Source organism: Chloroflexota bacterium, assembly GCA_020161265.1.
GTDB lineage: Bacteria > Chloroflexota > Chloroflexia > Chloroflexales > Herpetosiphonaceae > Herpetosiphon.
This window is the reverse complement of sequence record JAIUOC010000004.1, coordinates 156,073-175,163: the sequence shown is the minus strand read 5'-3', so window position 1 is coordinate 175,163 and position 19,091 is coordinate 156,073. Positions and strand designations below refer to the sequence as shown.

Genomic DNA, 19,091 nt, shown 5'->3' with positions numbered 1-19,091 from the left:
CTTGAAGCTTTTAAGCCTAGTTGAAAGGAATACCGTTGTAGTCTTCACCAGTGGTACCACCGGTAACAGGTGACGTTACGCGAGTAACCACGATCAATTGAGCGCCAGTACCTTCAACCACGGCTGAACCGCCACCAACACCCATACCTGAGGCACTTGGGCTGGCTGATGTTGGGTTTGAGCTAGCCTTAGCGCCAGCAGCAATGCTTGGGATTGTGTGGGTACCGAGCAACGTGCCTGAACCGCTGTAGTATTTGACGGTTACATTGGTTGCAGCAGTCGTACCAACGTTTTGGATAGCGATGAAGGTTTGTTGGCCACCTTGAGCTGGAGCCAACCAGCGAACGTATGGCAATGCAGTCTTAGCGCTACCAGCGGTTGCACCTTCGAATGCGGTGTACAAGCCACCACCACTAACCTTGCCAATCGCCAAGATTGGTTGGGTTGAGTTAATGGTTGCTGAACCACTGAAGCCATTTGGCGTCAAACCACATGGGTTGAAGCTCGCCTTAGCGCCAGCAGCAATCGTGGTTGCAGTTGAGGTTACGTTGACTGGATTGCCAGCAGCGGTACCAACATAGGTAACGGTGACGCTTGCTGAAGCAGTACCAGCGTTTTGAACTGCATAGAACGAGGTGGTTGCACCACTTGGAATAACCAAGTTACAAAGCGATGTTGCCATGAACACTTTGGTTGCAGCGGCGCTTGCTGGGAATGCTTGTGAAGCATAAGCCCCAACACCATTGGTTTGCAATTCGAGAGCCGTACCAACAGCGCTACCAGGATTGCTGGTGCCAGTCTTGACAGCGGTTACCTTGACTGAACCGTTGAAGGTTCCGGTAAGGGCTGCAATCGTGCCAGCATCGTAGTAGACTGAGGTATTTGGCAATACGTTGGCTGGGTTAGCGGTGTGAACCACTGCACCATTGGCTGGGTTGATAAATTGAACGGTAAAGTCGTTGGCAACTGAATCAGTGTTTTGAATAACAAACTTGCTGGTGTAGTTAGCAAATGATTTCAAAACGGTTGGAATCAACACAACGTCTGAGCCGCTTGAGAAACCATTTGACAATGGGCGGTTCTTGACTTGTGAAGCTGCGGCTGGAATTTGCACCAAGGTCGCTGCAATTGGTTGGTCAGCTGAGATCACGGCTGAACCATTGAAGGTGGTTCCCAAGCCGCTGACTGAGCCAACGAAGTACGAGCCAGCGCCATTTTGAGCCAAGGTTGAGGCTGGGATGGCTGATGGTGTACCACTTGAGCTGTAAACGGTCAAGTTGATGTTAGCAGTGCCAGTACCAATGTTTTGGTAGGTGATCGAGGTGGTGAAGGCGGTTGCATAGGCGTTGGTTTGAGCTGATACGCCCCGACCGCCGACTGCAAAGATTGAAAGCAACAAGGCAACCATCATTGCCCGTACACGTAGCTTCGCAAACGTCATTGATAAACTCCTTTGATAAGACCGCTAATTTACCTAAACGCTTTTAGGTATTCCCTTGTTATGCTGGCTATAGTATCACAAGATCCTAGGCTCATCGCAATACTCCATCTTGGCTAATCGGGGGATTATTGATCGGTTTAGTGGTTATTGCATTGGTTTGCTGATGAATTAACAGCATGGTATGCTTGGCAACGGTTCGTTAACTATTGTTTTAGGAAGTTATTATGGCAATTTTGCCAAAAATTTTACGCCGCTATGCTAAAAATTCGTCGCGCGTCTATCTTGAGCAGTTTGTGCAACAGGCCGCTCAAAGCCTGCAACCTGGTCAACGCATGCTCGATGCTGGGGCTGGCGATGGTGCATATCAACGCTTTTTTAGCCATGTCACCTATGAATCAGCCGATTTTTGCCAAGTTGATAAGGCCTATGCGCCGATGACCTATGTCTGTGATTTAGCGGCAGTGCCAGTTGAATCTGAGCGCTACGATTTGATTTTGTTGACTCAAGTTTTGGAGCATTTGCCCAATCCGCAACTGGTATTAACCGAGATGCTGCGGCTGCTCAAGCCCAATGGCACGCTCTGGCTCTCGGCTCCGTTATTCTATGAAGAGCATGAAGTGCCTTACGATTTTTATCGTTATACCCAGTTTGGCTTTAAGCAACAGCTGACACAGGCGGGCTTTCAGGTTGAGCAAACTCAATGGCTTGAAGGCTATTACGGCACATTGGCCTATCAGGCTGATCTCGCGGTGCGGAGTTTGCCACTCAATCCACGCTTGTATGGCGGTGGTTGGGCTGGGATTGGCGGAAGTTTTGCCGCGCTCCTGCTGCGTCCGTTATTGGTGGTTGTATCATTATTATTTAGCCGCCTTGACCTCCAATATAAATACACTGCCGCTGGCATGTGCAAAAATTATGCCCTAATCGCCCGTAAAATCCGCTAACTACCCACTAATCCTTTTGGGTTAATCAGGCGGTTTAAGCCTTGTTTAGAGGGGTTAATTCAGAATCAATCAGTAGGAGCAGTCGTATTTTGGGAATCAAAACATCACTCAAGAAATTTAAGTCAACGATCGTCAATCACTGGCAATTGAGTGCACTCAATCGGCTTCAGCCAAACTTGGTAACCGCGATTACCCATGTCCAGCAACAGCATTTAACCTATCTTGATCAACAAGCCTTGATCGATCTTGGGCTGGCAGTTACTCAACTTGAGCAGCAGGCAATCGCTGGCCAAATGCTTGAATTAGGCTGTGCGGCAGGTGGCTCGGCCATTGTGATTACCAGTGTTAAAGCAAAATCACGCCCTTTTGCCATTTACGATGTGTTTGGCATGATTCCACCACCGTCAGCACGTGATGGTCAGGATGTCCATCAACGCTACGAGGTGATTAGCACTGGAAAATCACCAGGCCTCGGTAATCGGCGCTATTATGGTTACGAAGAGGCACTTGATCAAAAGGTGATTGCGGCCTTTGCTGAAGCTGGCTACCCAATTGAGCAGCATCAGGTAAGCTTGGTTAAGGGCTTATACGAAGATAGCTTACAGATCGATCAGCCTGTAGCTTTGGCGCACATCGATTGTGATTGGTATGATTCGGTGATGGTTTGCCTTGAACGGATTGTGCCATACCTCGTCCAAGGTGGAATCTTGGTGATCGACGACTATGAAAGTTGGTCGGGCTGTCGCCAAGCTGTTGACGATTTCTTCCGTGAGCGCCAAGCTGAATTTCGCTTTGAGCATAAGAGTCGTTTGCACATTACCCGTCGCTAATTTAATTTTATATGAGGGAGCTTTTCGATGCGCAAAATAATTTTGGTCGGGCTACTGATCGGGGCGTTAGTTGGTTGTAGCGATACGAGTATTCCGCCTACCGTTAATAGTACATTGCCAACTGCGGTTGCTCCGCCAACCCCAACTCGTAGCGACTTCGGGCAAGATATTGATCTGACTCAAATTAAAGATCCTGAAAGTGGTCGAGCAACCGTTTTTGGCAATGTTAGTAATCCCACCAACGGCCAACCTTATAGTCAGGTTCAAGTGCAATTGGCCGAAGCCTACGATAATGAAGTAGGCGAAACCAATTTTGTGCTCAACACTGCTCAAAGCCCGATCACCTTCGCTGATGATCAGGGTGATTTTGTGTTTGAAAACATCCCACCACATCGCTATGTTGTGGTCGTTGGCGATGTTTATAGCAATTACAAAATTTTACTTGGCCCTGATCAAGTAACGCTCGTGATTGATGCGAAAGTTGATCAAAAACTTGATTTAGGCCCACTCAAGGTTGATATTTTTGCTCCGTAAGCAAACGCTCGTAAATTTCGCCATACTGGGCGGCAGTACGTTCCATGGTGAACTGCTGCCCCCATTCGTAGCCACGCTGAGCCATGAGCGCCGTTTCTGCTGGATGTTCAAGCATCCAAATCATGGCATCTGCTACGGCGCTTGGGTTATCAACCTCCACTAAAAGCCCAGTTTCGTGATCAACCACTTGTTCGTTATTACCGCCAATATCAGTGGCAATCACTGGAGTTCGGGCGGCCATTCCTTCTAAAATTACTGTCGCAAAGCCTTCCCAGCGCGAGGTTGAAACCAGCACATCAACCTGGCTCAGCACTTTGGGAATATCACCACGCGGCCCAAGGAATTTAATGGCATGCTCGATCGCTAAATTGGCTGTCAGTTGGCGAAAAGCTGCCTCTTGCGTGCCTTCGCCTGCCAACCAAAACTCGGCCTCAGGGTATTGTTGCAATACCAACGCTGCCGCCTGAATGAAAATATCTTGGGCTTTTTGAATTTCTAAGCGCCCAATCAATAAAAATCGTGGTGGGCTAAACGGCGTATGTTGTTTCGGGCGATCAAATTGTTGCAAGCGAGCTGAGGGCAAGCTATTTTGAATCACGGTCGCTGAACGCCCAAATAGCCGGGCAGCCTTGCGCTGATCCAGCATGGTTTTTGTGGCTTGGGAAATTGCGATTTCTTGGCTGAATAGTTGGGTATAGACAATATTCATCAAGCGCCGAACCATCGGACGGGTTACCCACATTGAATTAACATGCAACGTTCGAACAAGTTTAGGATAGTAGCTAGGGTGCAGTAATTTTTGCAAGCTGATGAAAAATTCTACCCGCTCAACGTGGGTATGAATAATATCAACCGTTTGTTCACGGATGAGATAATTTAGCAAGGTGCTGAATCGCACCATATCGTAGCGTAACTTGCTACGTTCATGCACCATAATCCGCGTTTCAATCCCTTCATCGGCTAAGGTTTTGAGCCAACGCTGCTCTGAAGGTGCATCAAAACGATGAATACCACACAAAATTGGCCGAAAACGACTTTTATCCAAAGCTCGGGCTACTTCGATGCCAAACAAGGCCGAGCCACCCGCGCCCTCAGCGCTGGCGAAACCAGTAATAATATGAGCGACAGTTATTTTACGCATACAGTTTGCTACTTTGCTCCTCGTAACCAATCGCCAACCGCCGCCCGAATTTGGCTGGGCAAGCGTTCAAGTTGGCTTTGCAGCGCCGGAATGCTGCTGTGCAAGCTAGTTTTAATCGGGCCACGTGCGGCCAAGGTTTGTTCAAAAGCACTAATGAGGTTAGCACTATCGATCGATTCGATCGGAATTTGATAATCGGCCAAGCCTAGCATCTGCATTACGCCTGCCGATTTGTGCAAATAGCCAATTACAAAGCTAGGAGTGGTTGTGCTCAGGGCGAAAATCGCCGAATGCAAACGGGTTGCAATTAGTAGATCAAGCTGGCTATACAGTTGCTTGAGCATCGCTGGTTGTAGGCGATCATCAATAAACGTGATTGGCGTATCAGCAGGTAATTGGGCGATTAAGCGTCGCGCTACCACCCGATCATCCTCAGCCTCGCTAGCCCCAACGCATTGGGCAAACAGCAAGATATGCACATCATCACGCTGGCCGATCTGTTGAATCAAATCGAGCAAGGCTTGCTCATAACGCTGGCCATGGCTAAACCCCGAACCTGGGTGCTGAATCCCAAAATCCATCGCAGTGATGCCAACAACCAAAGCTGGGCGTTTGGCTGGTTGCCACCAACGTGCCAAATAGCGCTCGGCTTGGGCTGGCTCGACGGTTGGGCAGTTGAAGGCGACATCAGGCATCACATGGACTGGTTGATTAACGCCAATGCTGTAGAGATAGTGTTGCGAACGTTCTTCGCGGGCGTAGGCTTGCACCGAGTGATTGACTAACCAAGCCAGCAGCATTTGGTTGATTTTGCCAGTGACTGGGCCAAACGATTGCGGCAACATCACCAGCGGCTTGCCCATGAGCACAGGCAAGGCCACTCCCAACCATACCCAAACGTAGTTCAGGTCGAAGGCTTTGGTTGCATACAAATAGCCGCCGCCAATCGCTGCCGTGACATCGGCCTCAAAATAGTGGTCGAGTAGTTCGCGCCAAGCACTATTTTGGGCTGGCTTGAGTTTGATCCGTGTCCAGCGATAGATTAAGCTGATACTGACCAACCAAATTGCCAGCCCCAGCATCAGCCATTTACGCCGTGGCTTGGGCGCATCTTTGATCAAATTGGTTTTATGTTCATGGATCGACCGAATATAGGCTACATCGGCGGGTAGCCATTCGGGCGGATCGGGCTGATTGATCACATAACTCAGATCGGCATGGGGAAACGCTGCCCGTAAATGGGCCAACGATTGCTCAAGCAAGGCCAAATCGCCTGCATTTTGCGGCGAATGCGCATTCAATAATAAAACCTTCATCGCATCACTTTCTTATAGGTCCGCCATGCACCATAGCCATATGAGATAAATAGGGCAATTTCAGTGATCATGTTGATAATGGCTACGCCGTGCAGACCATACAACGGAATAACCACAAAATTGCCGAGAATACTAATTGTGGCCCCGATCGTTTGCAACTTAACTCGCAGCGGCTGCTGATCGTTGGAAACCATAAAAGTCGCCCAACAGAAATTCAGGCTTTTGAGCAATGGAATGATCGCCATAATTTGCAACAACGGGATCGCAGCAGCATACTGTGGCCCATACATTAGGTTGATAATCCAATCGGAATACCATGTGAGCAGCGCCAACCATGCCAAGCCGTAGAGGATGCTCAAGCCAATTGCTAAGCTCATTACACGGCGATAGAGTGGCGAGCGCGGCGGATGCTTGACGATCATTGGTAGCAAGATTTGGGCGGTAATGCTGGGTACTAAAAAGGTATTGTTGATAATTGCCAGCGGCGGTGCGTAAATGCCTGAATTGATCGTTGGTAGCAGTAAGGCCACCAAAAAGAGATCAACACGCAAGGTCAAATAGGCCATCACCTCAGAGACAAAGTAGAAACGTGCCTCACCGATCGTTTTAATCCATTGGCGTGGCTGCCAAACCCAGCGCAAAATGCCATGCAAATAGTAGACGCTCAGGCCAAAACCCAAGGCCACTGCAATACAGCGATAGATCACCACCGTGGAAAATGGCAAGCTGGGGGTAAACCAAATTGGCACAAACAAACTAAATGCGACTAAAATTTGCAGACTTGAGGCTTTGAGCACCTGAATCGAGGCTCGCAAGGCGGTATCGGCAGTGCCAACCAATAAATCGCCAATAATTCCGGCACAAGCCAAGGCAATCAGATGCGGGGTAAATTCTGGGCTGCGCATGCTGACAAATGGTGCAGCGACCAATAACAAGCCTGCCAGCACAAATCCACGCAAGGCAAATACCCTGCTTACCGATTTATTGAGTTTCACCCGATCAGCGCTTTGGCGCAATAGCCAATTATCCAAGCCCAAGTTGGCCAGAATAATCAAGGGGTTGAGCAAGGCATACAGCGAGTTGAACAAGCCATATTGCTCAGCCCCCAAGCGCCGGGCCAAAATAATTTGGGTAAAAATTCCCAACACCCGCGCCAACATCACTCCGCCAACCCCAAACGTGATTTGGAAAAGCCGAGCGCGTGGCAATTTGGCTGGGGCAGGGGCTTCGGCCACACTGGCTTGAGTTGGCGTAGATTCCTTAATCATTGCCAAACTCGCTATTTGGTTGAGGTCGGGTTAAGTGAATGGTTCGCATAAGATTCCTCGTAGCCTGCTCGCCAACGGAGCGCCAACGCCGACCATGCATAGTCAGCCGCTCGTTCAAAGCAGGCTTGGCGATCAGTTGTGCTCCAGGTTGCGAGCACGGCTTGCAGGGTTTGAGCCAAAGCTAGCGCATCGCCAGCCGGAGCGATCAACCGATCAGCAGCAAAATTTAAGACAAGCCGCCGATCGCCAACGTCGCCAGTAACTGGGGGAATTCCCAAGGCCAAGCTTTCAAATAGCTTCAAGGGCGAACGGGCTTGTGCCACCATATCATCATACACTGGATCAACCGTCACATTGGCAAGCGCCATCCACATCGGAATGCTGCGCCGATCTTGATGGCCAAGACAGAAGATTCGATCGTGGTAGCCATGGTCGCGAATCCAAGTTTGCACATAACCCAGATCTTCGCCGCCACCAACGAGCACCAGCCGAATCAGCGGATCATGCTTTAATTGCTGATCAAAGGCATCGAGCAAGAGGTTGATTGGGTGATTGTGTAGGGCAATTGTGCCAACATAAGCGATCACCTGCATGCCATCCAAGCCTAAACTTGTACGCAAGCCTGCCAAAACTGCTGGCTCTGGCGCTTGGAAGAGGCTGAGATCAACGCCGTTGGGCACATAGACAATTTTGGGAACCCGTGCTGTGAGCATTCGCGCCGCCAAGGCTTGGGTATTGACGGTTACGCCTTTGGCCAAACGCGGCAAGAGCCATTGCCAAAAGCTAAAAACCATGCGCTGCGCTTGGTTGGTCAAGCGATTACTGCCAACTTCATCATCATCGCAATCGACCCAAAAGCGCTGACCGCGCCCCAACAATACCCCCAAGAGTGCCGCCAGTCCATTGACGGGCTGTGGTTTGCCAAGGTGGTAAATCTCAGCGGGCGAGCAGAGAATGGCCCAAAGCATGCCCAAGGTCGCAGTGATCAAAACCCATAGCAATTGCAGGGGCGAAAATGGCAATACCTCGCCATGGCGTTTGCGCGAGTGCATTTGGCCAACATACCAAATTTCCACTCCATCCTGCACAAAGCGGCGTTGCTGACATTGCTCCAAATCGGGGTGCAAGGCCAAGATACGTACCTGATCGCCTTGGTGCACCAATTCCTTGGCTAGATTAAAGTAACGCTGACCCGAAGGTCGTTCAATACCCATCGTGATCAGAAAAACAACCCGCCGCATTATTTGGCCCCAATTCGTTCAAGGCAATTGATCAGATTTTCCCAGCCATGCAGTTGCTGGCCGCGTTCGGCTTGCACAGCGGCAGTCATCGGGGCTTTTAATTCAGCCTGAAAATAGCGTAAAATCGCCTTGGCTAGGGCAACTTCATCCTGTGGCGGCACGACTAAGCCATTTACGCCATCGCGGACAACTTCGTGCAAACCGCCAACCCGCGTGGTGATGACTGGCTTGCCAAGCCCAAAGGCCAATTGCACAACCGCGCTTTGAGTGGCGGAAATATAGGGCAATACCACTACATCAGCTAAATCGAAATAGGGGCCAAGCTCTTCGTTGGGCACATAGCGATTGACAAAAGTGACATTTGCTTCAACCCCATATTCACGGGTATAGCGCTGATAAAACTCTGGCGAAGCCCAAAACTCACCAACCACCAGCAAATGCACAGGCCGCTCTTGTACTACCAATGGCAAGGCTTGGATCAAATATTCTAGGCCTTTGTAAGGCCGTACAAAGCCAAAAAACAGCAAAATATCATGATCGCTGGAGATGCCAAGTTGGCCACGCAAGCGCTCAATTGCCGCCGAATCGGTGTGCTTGGCAACTTCTTCAAAGGTTGGCAGTTGCGATTTAAGCACAGCAGCTTGCGGCAACAATGCTTGAGCACGATGCAAATCTTGGTCGCTATGCACAATCAAGGCATCACCCTGTTTGAGCACGGTCGAAGCCATGCGCCGATCCAGAAAGCCGCCGCCATCGTGGGGCATCACATTATGGCAAATATAGACAATTTTGGCTTTGGTGTGTTTTTTCAGCCAGCGCGAAATATAGCTGAGCGAAGGTGTCCAGTAGGGAACCCACCATTGCAACACCACCAAATCGGGCTGATCGGCGCGAATTTTGCGGCACAACCGCCACCAAGTAATTGGGTTGGTTGGATCAAGCACATATTCACATTCGACCCGCAACGGCGTAGCACTAGGGTCTTTATCGGTTTTACCAGGGAAAAGCCAGCGCGGATATTGGCGGGTATACGAATAAAATCGCACATGATGGCCAACTTCGCGCAAATGTTTGACCAACAGCGTGGTGTAATGAGCAATCCCCCCACGGTAGGGATAGGTTGGTCCAACCACACATAGTTTCATTGTTGCGCCTTTACTGCAAAAATCACCACTCCATCGCGCTCGTAAACAATGGGAAATTGCTCTGGCAGATAACGGAGTGCTTGAATATCTTGTTGAAATTTGGGATTATTTTGGCTCAATCGCACACCACTATAAATATAATCGATCCCTTGAGCTTGCAATAATTGGCGGCCTTCGGCACTCGCTAAGGGTGTTGTGCGCAGCGCTTCATACAATAAATACACATTGTAATCAAACTTGGGATCGCTAGCTTTCTCCGAGCCATAGGTGAGCGGGGGAATTGTGGTTTGACGTTTGGTCAGCAGCGGAATCCAAACTCCACCATCCTCACCAACTACCAGGGCATCGCCATAACTCATAATGCCGTTAATCAAAAATTTAGCATCAGCGGCAGTCGCTTGCTCAATCCAATTCAAGGCTTGTTGATCGCCAGCGAAAAACATACGATATTGGTCGGTGGCTAAAGTACTTTGCCATGGCGTAGACCATGCAATCGTTAATAATAGCAAAACCATGCTCACGCCACGCAGCCAGGGCCAATGTTGCCAGCGTTGGTAGAGCCAGCCGAGGGGATAGGCAGCCAATGGAATCAGTGGCAGATAGAGCATAATTGCTACGGCAAAGCCCGTGATAATGCCACTCAAGGGCAGATTCAGCACATAGGGCACGGCAATTAATTCCAGCCCAAGGCTCCAGATGGCCAGCCAAAGCATGCGCCAATTGCGCTGAGCACAAGCCAGCCACAAGCCCAGCCCAATTAAAATCATCAAGGGAGCTTTGATATAAAATGGAACGATTGCCACCAAGGTTGCGACACTGCTGGCATAACCTTGACTATAGCCAGTGACATAGTTGCGGGCAATTGCCGTGAGTTTGCTTTGCACAATGGTGTAGAGCCATGGCGCGGCCAGCACGGCGCTGATCAGCCCAACCGCGCCGCCGCGCCAAAGCAGCTGTTTGGCATAATCGAAGCGTGGATGTTGGGCCAGTAAAGCCAGCACCACCAGCATCAAAATAATCACGGCGAAGATTGTGACCAAATAATGGGTTAGCACTAAACCTGTAGTCAAAATAACCGCTAAACTCACTAAGCGCCAATTAAAGGCTTTGTAATCGAGTAAAGCCAACCATGCCACGATGACCCCAACCAGAATAACTTGGCCAGTTAGTTGGGTAAAGCGCCCCCAATTGACATAAAAACTAGGCATGGTGTTGTAGAAGCAGGTGAATACGAGGGCGATGATGCCCGCCGCTTTGTTGCCACTCAAACGGCGAGTTAAAAGATAGGCCAATGGGCCAACCGCAATATTGATCATTTGGCCGGTGTAAAGCACGGCACTGGTGGCCGATAATTGACCCCACCATGCCAAAAAAGCACTATTGGCGTGAAACCCATAATGATAGCTAAAGGTGATTAAATCGGCATAGGGATGCCATGTATCAAATAAACCACCATGGTCAAGCAATAGCTGGGTAATCATCGAGTGATGATACGAATCGCCCCATTGCGCCACCGCCAAATCGCGCACGACCAACAAGCGTTGCAGCACAATCACGCCGGTTAAGCCAACCAGTAACCAAGCATGGCTCGATGGCCGAATCTGTTTTAGCTCGTTGAGGCGATTAGGCCAAGTGCTGTGGTTTTTTGGCCAGACTGCTGCCAGCAAAGCCAAGCCACCATAACCAACTACCAGCCAACGATTGATTGCTAAGCCGACCAAATCGGCGAGTTGCAGCAAGATTGGTGGCAGGGCAATTCCAATACTCCAACTTAATGCCCAGCGTTCAAGCTGATCAAAGAGGCCACTTGGGCTACACCAGCGGATTACCGCCCAACCAGGCAGCAACCATACTCCAAGCATAAAACTAAGGCTGGCAGCAATTTCAAGCGTATGGGTTGTCAGCCAAACCAAGCTCTGGCCCAAACCAAAACTTGCCAAGGCAACCAGCATGAAAAAATTAATTCCAAGCAAATTAAGCCAAGGTTGGAAGCGCTGCCAGCCTGAGGTTGGTGGTTGATTTGCCGCAAGGGAATCGATCTGCATGAATTGTGGCCTTTAATTCATGTGACAGGTGTCACAACGTGGCGAGTATAACAATAGCCTAAAACGCTGTCAAACCTTGGGGCTTGAGCAACGCTAGGCTATTGAAGATGCTACCAAATTATGCTTGTGTGACTGGGCGAACTTTAACATCGCCAGCGTAAACCGTATGCAGTTGACCGTCGCTGCTGCGCACTTGTAAGCCACCATGCTGATCGACCGATTCGGCCACGCCAGTGAAATTGTGGCTGCTCAACTCAACTTCGACAGTTTGTCCGAGCGTGGTTAAACGGCTGAGCCAAGTTTGACGTAAGGCTTCGCGACGGCCACTGCGCAAACTCAGATACTGGCGATCGTAGCTTTGCAAAATTGCCCTCAGCAAGGCCGCCCGATCAACATCCTTGCCGCATTCCACTGCCAACGAGGTAGCCGCTTGGTTGATGCTTAGATCTTCGGTTGGCCGCCAATTGACGTTGATACCGCTCCCAATCACGGCCCAGCGCAGCCGTTCGGGGCCAGCCGTCTCTAGCTCAACTAAAATGCCCGCCAACTTCCGCCCATTAATTAATAGATCGTTGGGCCATTTTAGCTCGACCTTGCAATTAGTTTCGCGTTCAATTGCTTCGCTAATCGCCACCGCCGCCAGCATGGTCAATAAAAAGCTTTCGCTTGGCAAGAGCCACGTTGGCCGTAACAGCAGCGAAAGCAACAAACTACTGCCAGCCGGAGCGCTCCAGCTACGTCCGCGTCGCCCACGGCCAGCGGTTTGTTCGTTGGCAACAATCACCAAGCCTTCGGAGACCCCAGCAAAAGCGCGTTCACGAATCAGGCTGTTGGTCGAGGCAGTTTGTTCGAGGCCAAGCAATTCTTGGCCAATAATCAAAGTTTCTAGCTGATAACGGGCTGGTTCGATAATTGTTTGTTCAAATGATGTCAGCATAGGCGCGTTAACCGTCCCTGTTGTAAATGCCAAATCTCGCCAGCAAATTGCTGGATAAAGCGCCGATCATGCGAAACCGCAATGATTGGCCCAGCAAACTGATTGAGCGCAGCCTCGAATTGCTCTAGAACATCAAAACTTAGGTGGTTGGTTGGTTCATCGAGCAATAACAAATTGGCCCGTGCGGCAATCAGTCGGGCTAATTGTAACTTATGCAACTGACCTGTGCTAATGCTGCCAACCGCCCGATTGACCTCAGCATAACGGAATAAGCCCGACCAAACCAGCTCGTTGATCAGATCTTTATTAAAACCCAGCAAACCTTCGCGATAGGCTTCAAAGAGGCTTTGTTCGGGCTTGGGTCGCTGATATTCTTGGCGTAAATAGCCAATTTGCAGGTTCGGGCCATAGCGAATTTGGCCTGTGCTCGGTGCTAAATCACCTGCAATCAGGTCAAGCAGGGTGGTTTTGCCGCTGCCATTGGCTCCTGTGATCAGAATCCGTTGGCGTGGTCGTAGTTCTAAATCGATCTGTTCGAGGATTGGCTGTTGCTCACGCTGATAGCTCACGCCTTCGATCGACAGCATTTGTTGGCTACCATCGGGGCTGGGATTAAAGGTTGGGTTGATCGCCAGTGGTTTGGGTGGCTCAGGAATTGGATCGGCCAAAATGCGCTCAAGCGCTTGTTGAGCTGAACGAACGTTACGCGAAACCGCCGCGGCCACATTTTCGCCTTTGGAATGATAAATAAAACCATCGTTATCGCGCGGTGCTCGATTATGAGCAACTTGTTGATTTTGGGCTTTGGCTCGCATTTGTAATTGGCGAATTTCGACCTGTTGGCGTTGATAATCAGCTTCCCAGCGTTCGCGTTCAGCTTGCTTGGCGGCAAAATAAGCGCTGTAGTTGCCAGGGTAGGTTTTGAGTTGATGGGTATGTTCATCAAGCTCAATAATTGTGGTTGCCACTTGATCAAGAAATGCCCGATCGTGCGAAACCACCAAGATTGCCCCGCTATGGGCTTGGAGCCAGGTTTCAAGCCATGCACTAGCTTGGTGATCAAGGTGATTGGTTGGTTCATCGAGCAATAACACATCGGGGTTGCTAATCAGCAGCGCGGCTAAACCAAGTCGGGTTTTCTCGCCGCCCGATAGCGCCTGGACTGAGCGTTCTCGTGGCAAATGGCTTAATCCCAAGCCCGCAAGCACTTGATCAATGCGATAATCCAGTTCGTAGCCGCCACGTAACTCAAAGCGCTCAGCCACATCGCCATAACGTTCTAAAAGATCGGCAAGTTGATCGGGGTTGGCATTGGTCATTTGGCTGCTTAATTGCTCAAGCTGTTGGCCGAGTTGGCTAAGCTGTTGTTGGCTGGCTGCCAGCAATTGCTCAACATTTAGATCTGTAGGGGTGATTAATTGCTGAGTTAAATAGCCGTATTCACAGCCCTCGCCCCAGCGAATTGTGCCAGTATCGGCTTGCTCTTGGCCAATAATTAAGCGTAGTAAGGTTGATTTACCAACGCCATTTGGGCCGACGAGGCCAATTCGTTCGCCACGATTGATAATTAACGCGATATCACTGAGGATTTGATCTGGGCCATAGGCTTTGTTGAGGTTGTTGATCTGCAATAACATGTGTTCGATGATCTCCTAGCTTGATTCATAGTGCCTAAACGTTGGGTTTTGATCATCAAACAGTTGATTTTCATTGGTATAACTCCCTAAAACAATCAATAGCTCAAGCTTAGCATGAGTGGCAACGACCCAACATCCGACAAAAGAAGGATGAACGAGGTTAAGGATGAAGGATGAATTATGAGGGATGAAGGATCGGGGGCGGGCGATGGGATTGGGAAAGAGAAGCATCTTTCGTGGAATTCGTGGCTAAAATAACCTTCGTGCTCTTCGTGTCCTTCGTGGATCAATTTTTAACCCAGCGGCGCAGAGCATGCGAGGGGTCAGGATTCAGAATGGGTTGCAGAAATGTAGTAATCACATTGGATACAGCTGCATAATCATCAACATCTGTGCGAATCTGTGGCTAAAATAATAATTATTCGGGTAATTCGTGGCTAAAATAACTTTCGTATTCTTCGTGTCCTTCGCGGTTTCATCCCTCATCCTTCATCCCTTAAAAACGCTTCCCTGCCCTCGACTACCGAGAACAGGGAAACATAACAGGTAATGAACTTTTTAGAGGCTCTTGTTGAGGGTCAGCAAGAATTCGTCGTTGGTACGGGTTTTGGACATCCGCGTCAGCACCAATTCAGTGCCTTCGTTTTCGCCCAACATACTGACCATACGGCGCAACGTCCAAACTTGGCGCAATTGCTCAGGCAAGAGCAACAACTCATCGCGACGAGTTGAAGAGCGGGCAATATCGACTGCTGGATAGGTGCGGCGTTCAGCCAAGCGCCGATCCAAGTGCAATTCCATGTTGCCAGTACCCTTGAATTCTTCGTAAATCACGTCGTCCATGCGGCTGCCAGTATCGACCAGACAGGTAGCGATGATTGTCAACGAGCCGCCGCCTTCGATATTACGGGCAGCACCAAAGAAGCGCTTTGGTGGATACAAGGCCACTGGGTCGATCCCGCCAGTCAAGGTGCGGCCTGATGGTGGCATATCCAAGTTGTAAGCCCGCGCCAAACGGGTGATTGAGTCCATCAAGATCACCACATCTTGACCGCCTTCGACCAAGCGTTTGGCTCGTTCGAGGGTCATTTCGGAAACTTTGGTATGATCTTCAACTGGCTCATCGAAGGTCGAGGCAATCACTTCGCCACGGACTGAGCGACGCATATCGGTGACTTCTTCAGGGCGCTCGCCAATCAACAAGACCATCAAATGGGCATCTTGATAATTGGTGGTGATGCCATTGGCAATCGCCTTCATCAGCATCGTCTTACCAGCTTTGGGTGGCGAAACCAGCAGCCCACGCTGACCGCGACCGATTGGCGCAATCAAATCAACCAAACGAGTTGAAAGAATTTGCGGCTCAGTCTCCAAAATAAAGCGTTCATTGGGAAAAATCGGGGTCAATTTTTCAAAATGGGGGCGCTTACGAGCTTGCTCAGGGTCCATACCATTCACTAATTCAACCCGCAGCAAACTATAATAGCGTTCACTTTCTTTGGGAGGACGAATCTGGCCGGAGATGCGGTCGCCAGTACGGAGGCCAAAGCGGCGAATTTGGGTTTGCGAGACATACACATCATCGGGGCCAGGCAACATACGGTCGCTGCGCAGAAACCCGAAACCGTCAGAAACGATATCGAGAATCCCCGTGTTGAAAATATTGCCTGCTTGTTCAGTTTGAGCCTGAATTAATTTGTAAATGAGGTCTTGTTTCTTGAGGCGACTATAGCCAGAGATATCGAGTTCCCGAGCCATTTCTTGGAGGTCGCTCAACGTTTTGTTTTCTAAATCAGCAAGGTTGACCACCGTGCTATCCTCCTACGATGAATTCTTACAGCGGGCGTGCATCATCCGACCTCTTCAAAAAATCAATGGCGTTGCGTGGCGAACTAATAGCATAGTTCAGCCAATATGCCGCACAACCATGCGTTCACGGACGTGCCCACAATGGGAAGCGATCTTGTGAGGGGATGTAACTAATCAGTTGCGTTTTAAAAAGTTGGCTGCTGTTTGGAGATGTGTGAATGTGACGCTGGAAGGGGATTCCCAAATGCGTCGCACGCAGTATACCACGACTGACAAAAGCAAGCAACGCCATTTTTAATCATGACGTTGCTCGATTTTAAGCAATTTCTAACGCAAACAGTGACGGTATATTTAGTGCTCGGCAAACGGCAAATCTGAAATCCGCATCAATTTATCCCAACGGTGACGAGACTCGATGTAGCGTACTGTGCCAGAGGCCGAACGCATCACTAACGAGTGAGTGGTAGCACCCCACCCAAAAAATTGTACGCCCTTGAGAAAATCTCCGGTCGTAATTCCCGTCGCCGCCCAAAAAATATTGTCTCCTTGTACCAAATCGTTGGTCGTGTACACTTTGTCGAGATTCAAGCCGTTCTGACGGGCTAGGTCACGCTCACGGTCATTACGCGGCCAGAGCTTACACTGAATCTCGCCACCAGTACACTTCATGGCGCAGGCCGAAATCACCGACTCGGGTGCTCCGCCAATGCCCATGAGAATATCTGCGGGAGCCTCAAGCATGCTCGGCATGAGGCTGGCTGCAACGTCACCATGCAAAATCAGTTTAATCCGCGCTCCCATTTCACGAATCCGCGCAATAACATCGTGATGGCGAGGCCGATCAAGCACAATGACCGTTACATCTTCGACCCGTTTTTTAAGTGCTTTGGCAACGCTGCGGATGTTGTCTTCAACCGAAGCGTTGATATCGATACTGCCCTTGGCCGATTCGCCAACGGCAATTTTATCCATGTAGACGATCCCAGGTGGGTTGAATAGACTGCCACGTTCGGCTGCTGCGACGACCGCAATTGCCCCCGGCATCCCTTGGGCTAGCAAGGTCGTGCCTTCAACTGGATCAACCGCAATATCAACCCGTGGTTCGCTGCCGTTGCCGATCTGCTCGCCAATGTAGAGCATGGGTGCTTCGTCTTTTTCGCCTTCGCCGATAACCACAATTCCATCCATATCGGTGGCATTGAGGGCAAACCGCATCGCATCGACCGCCGCACCATCAGCTTCGTTCTTATCGCCCCGACCCATCCAGCGGGCTGAACGTAACGCAGCCGCTTCGGTTGCCCGTTGGAGATCAAACCCCAAATTACGCTCCAGCTTCATGCCAACCTCCTTGTTGTGCAATATCATCGCTTGCGAGCTTTACGAGTATTCTAAAAATGCGATTGTACCATATTTCGCAAAGTCGGCAGCAAATGATGATTGCTAACCAGCACAGTCAAATTTCTAGGATGTTGAATTAAGCGTGTGAGCCTTTGGTTCGCCTAACTGCGGCTGATGATACCATAGTTTTTCACCAGAACGTAGTAGGTTCTTAGTCCTAGTGCCAATCAGCATGCGTGGGAATTATTTGGGGGCAAAGCGGCCAACCACGGGCAACCAGCGCGTGGCTCGTACATAGATATGGCTGAGTGCGCCGTTGCCACGCCAGCGTACCATCGCATGGGCCAAGCCAACCCAAATCAGCAAGATCAAGCCAGCCACAAACCAGCCCAGCCATGAGCCAACTAAATAGCCAATCAGCACCGCCAACGACAATAAAATCAGCATAATCAAAAATTCGCTGGGATCGTCGGCTTTGTAGCTGCGCGGGCGTTGGGGTTCTTCGGGCTTGGCAGCAGGCTTGCTCGGCTGAACTGGATGTTGTTTAACCTTGGTTGGCAAGGCTTCGCTTTCAATCGCAGTGCTATAACCAGCAGCCGAACTGCCAGCATAGGCAGCTTGTTGCTTCTCACGAAACAGCTGTTGCCAATCAAATTGGGTGGTGGCTTGCGAATGTGCCCAAAGTTCTAAAGCTAATTTGATCGCTGCTGGGTAGCCACCTGCCAATTTAATCACTTGGCTGATCGTGGTGGGATCTGGATTCAAGTTGGCATTTTGGGTCAGGGTCGTGATCAAACTACGGATTTCGCGTTCAGGCATGGGCGCTAGGCTAATTTGGCTGAGCGTGCTTTGCAAATCAGCGGCAATCCGATCAAGTGGTTGGCTGCTAGCAGCGACAATTTGCAAAAAGCCCTCGTTAACCCAACCGCGTAAAGCACTGCGAACTACCCCAATCCAGCCCATGCCCGCCGATTCTAAATCATCGAGTAGCAGCAACATCGGTGGTGTTGTAGCTTCGTGAAAAGCTTGAGTTAGACTTAGTTCATCGTCGCCATTGGCTCGCAATGCCCGCAACATTGGCGAATACAAATCACGCGCTTCGTTAACTCGCGCTAGGCTCAGGAAAACCACTTGGGGCGGCTCGTCGAGCACCATGGCCACAGCTTGACCAATATGATGCAGCAACGATGTTTTACCGCTACCTGGTGGGCCGATCACTGCACACGAGCGACCAGCCGCCAGCGCTTCGTTAATTTGAACAATCTCACGTTCACGCCCAACAAAGTCGCGCGGATCGTGGATGGGTGTGGTTGAAAAATAGGCTTGTGTCATATATTTAGAACATAGAGCAAAGAACATAGAACATAGTAATCGATACGTATCACTATAAGGCTATCATACTCGAAGTTGGCAAGTTTACATGAATCCATGAAGAGCGGTTTTTGTCACGAATTGCCCGAATTAC

At 50.0% G+C, this 19,091-nt stretch carries 15 protein-coding genes; 3 read left to right on the top strand and 12 right to left on the bottom strand.

Going from position 1 to position 19,091, the window contains the following annotated elements:
- Positions 1-16 precede the first annotated feature (16 nt).
- Complete coding sequence (locus LCH85_10625) at positions 17-1,441, bottom strand: hypothetical protein (GenBank protein MCA0352440.1); 1,425 nt, start codon at positions 1,439-1,441, stop codon at positions 17-19.
- A gap of 224 nt (positions 1,442-1,665) precedes the next feature.
- On the opposite strand from LCH85_10625, the gene LCH85_10620 reads away from it, so the two are divergent.
- The 3 genes from LCH85_10620 to LCH85_10610 all read left to right on the top strand — a co-directional run bounded on the left by LCH85_10620 (position 1,666) and on the right by LCH85_10610 (position 3,749).
- Positions 1,666-2,385: a class I SAM-dependent methyltransferase gene (locus tag LCH85_10620; protein MCA0352439.1), complete on the top strand. Its 720-nt coding sequence runs from the start codon at positions 1,666-1,668 to the stop codon at positions 2,383-2,385.
- An 89-nt stretch (positions 2,386-2,474) separates the two neighbouring features.
- Positions 2,475-3,215 carry a TylF/MycF family methyltransferase gene (locus LCH85_10615; protein ID MCA0352438.1) on the top strand — a complete coding sequence of 247 codons (741 nt, stop codon included), beginning with the start codon at positions 2,475-2,477 and terminating at the stop codon, positions 3,213-3,215.
- 27 nt (positions 3,216-3,242) lie between these two features.
- Complete coding sequence (locus LCH85_10610; GenBank protein MCA0352437.1) at positions 3,243-3,749, top strand: hypothetical protein; 507 nt, start codon at positions 3,243-3,245, stop codon at positions 3,747-3,749.
- Here LCH85_10610 and LCH85_10605 read toward each other — a convergent pair.
- From LCH85_10605 to LCH85_10555, 11 genes are all read right to left on the bottom strand, one after another.
- A complete protein-coding gene (locus LCH85_10605) occupies positions 3,724-4,890 on the bottom strand; it encodes a glycosyltransferase family 4 protein (protein MCA0352436.1) in 1,167 nt (388 codons plus the stop codon). The two genes, LCH85_10610 and LCH85_10605, sit on opposite strands and share 26 nt — an antisense overlap.
- Before the next feature lie 8 nt (positions 4,891-4,898).
- On the bottom strand, positions 4,899-6,206 hold the full coding sequence (locus LCH85_10600) for a polysaccharide pyruvyl transferase family protein (GenBank protein ID MCA0352435.1): 1,308 nt from the start codon (positions 6,204-6,206) through the stop codon (positions 4,899-4,901).
- Positions 6,203-7,474, bottom strand: a complete 1,272-nt coding sequence (locus LCH85_10595) for an oligosaccharide flippase family protein (GenBank protein ID MCA0352434.1) — start codon at positions 7,472-7,474, stop codon at positions 6,203-6,205. The genes LCH85_10600 and LCH85_10595 overlap by 4 nt, the downstream gene beginning before the upstream one ends.
- A gap of 11 nt (positions 7,475-7,485) precedes the next feature.
- Positions 7,486-8,715 (bottom strand): glycosyltransferase, encoded by a 1,230-nt coding sequence (locus LCH85_10590; GenBank protein MCA0352433.1) that lies wholly within the window; start codon positions 8,713-8,715, stop codon positions 7,486-7,488.
- Positions 8,715-9,860, bottom strand: a complete 1,146-nt coding sequence (locus tag LCH85_10585; protein MCA0352432.1) for a glycosyltransferase — start codon at positions 9,858-9,860, stop codon at positions 8,715-8,717. The genes LCH85_10590 and LCH85_10585 overlap by 1 nt, the downstream gene beginning before the upstream one ends.
- A complete protein-coding gene (locus tag LCH85_10580) occupies positions 9,857-11,905 on the bottom strand; it encodes a hypothetical protein (protein ID MCA0352431.1) in 2,049 nt (682 codons plus the stop codon). Before LCH85_10580 ends, LCH85_10585 begins: the two co-directional genes overlap by 4 nt.
- A 118-nt stretch (positions 11,906-12,023) precedes the next feature.
- Positions 12,024-12,842, bottom strand: a complete 819-nt coding sequence (locus LCH85_10575; GenBank protein MCA0352430.1) for a biotin--[acetyl-CoA-carboxylase] ligase — start codon at positions 12,840-12,842, stop codon at positions 12,024-12,026.
- Complete coding sequence (locus LCH85_10570) at positions 12,836-14,479, bottom strand: ATP-binding cassette domain-containing protein (protein ID MCA0352429.1); 1,644 nt, start codon at positions 14,477-14,479, stop codon at positions 12,836-12,838. The genes LCH85_10575 and LCH85_10570 overlap by 7 nt, the downstream gene beginning before the upstream one ends.
- Before the next feature lie 558 nt (positions 14,480-15,037).
- A complete protein-coding gene (gene rho / locus LCH85_10565) occupies positions 15,038-16,288 on the bottom strand; it encodes a transcription termination factor Rho (protein MCA0352428.1) in 1,251 nt (416 codons plus the stop codon).
- A gap of 351 nt (positions 16,289-16,639) precedes the next feature.
- Positions 16,640-17,626 carry a class II fructose-bisphosphatase gene (gene glpX, locus LCH85_10560; GenBank protein MCA0352427.1) on the bottom strand — a complete coding sequence of 329 codons (987 nt, stop codon included), beginning with the start codon at positions 17,624-17,626 and terminating at the stop codon, positions 16,640-16,642.
- Between the two features lie 243 nt (positions 17,627-17,869).
- On the bottom strand, positions 17,870-18,958 hold the full coding sequence (locus tag LCH85_10555; GenBank protein ID MCA0352426.1) for an AAA family ATPase: 1,089 nt from the start codon (positions 18,956-18,958) through the stop codon (positions 17,870-17,872).
- Positions 18,959-19,091 lie beyond the last annotated feature (133 nt).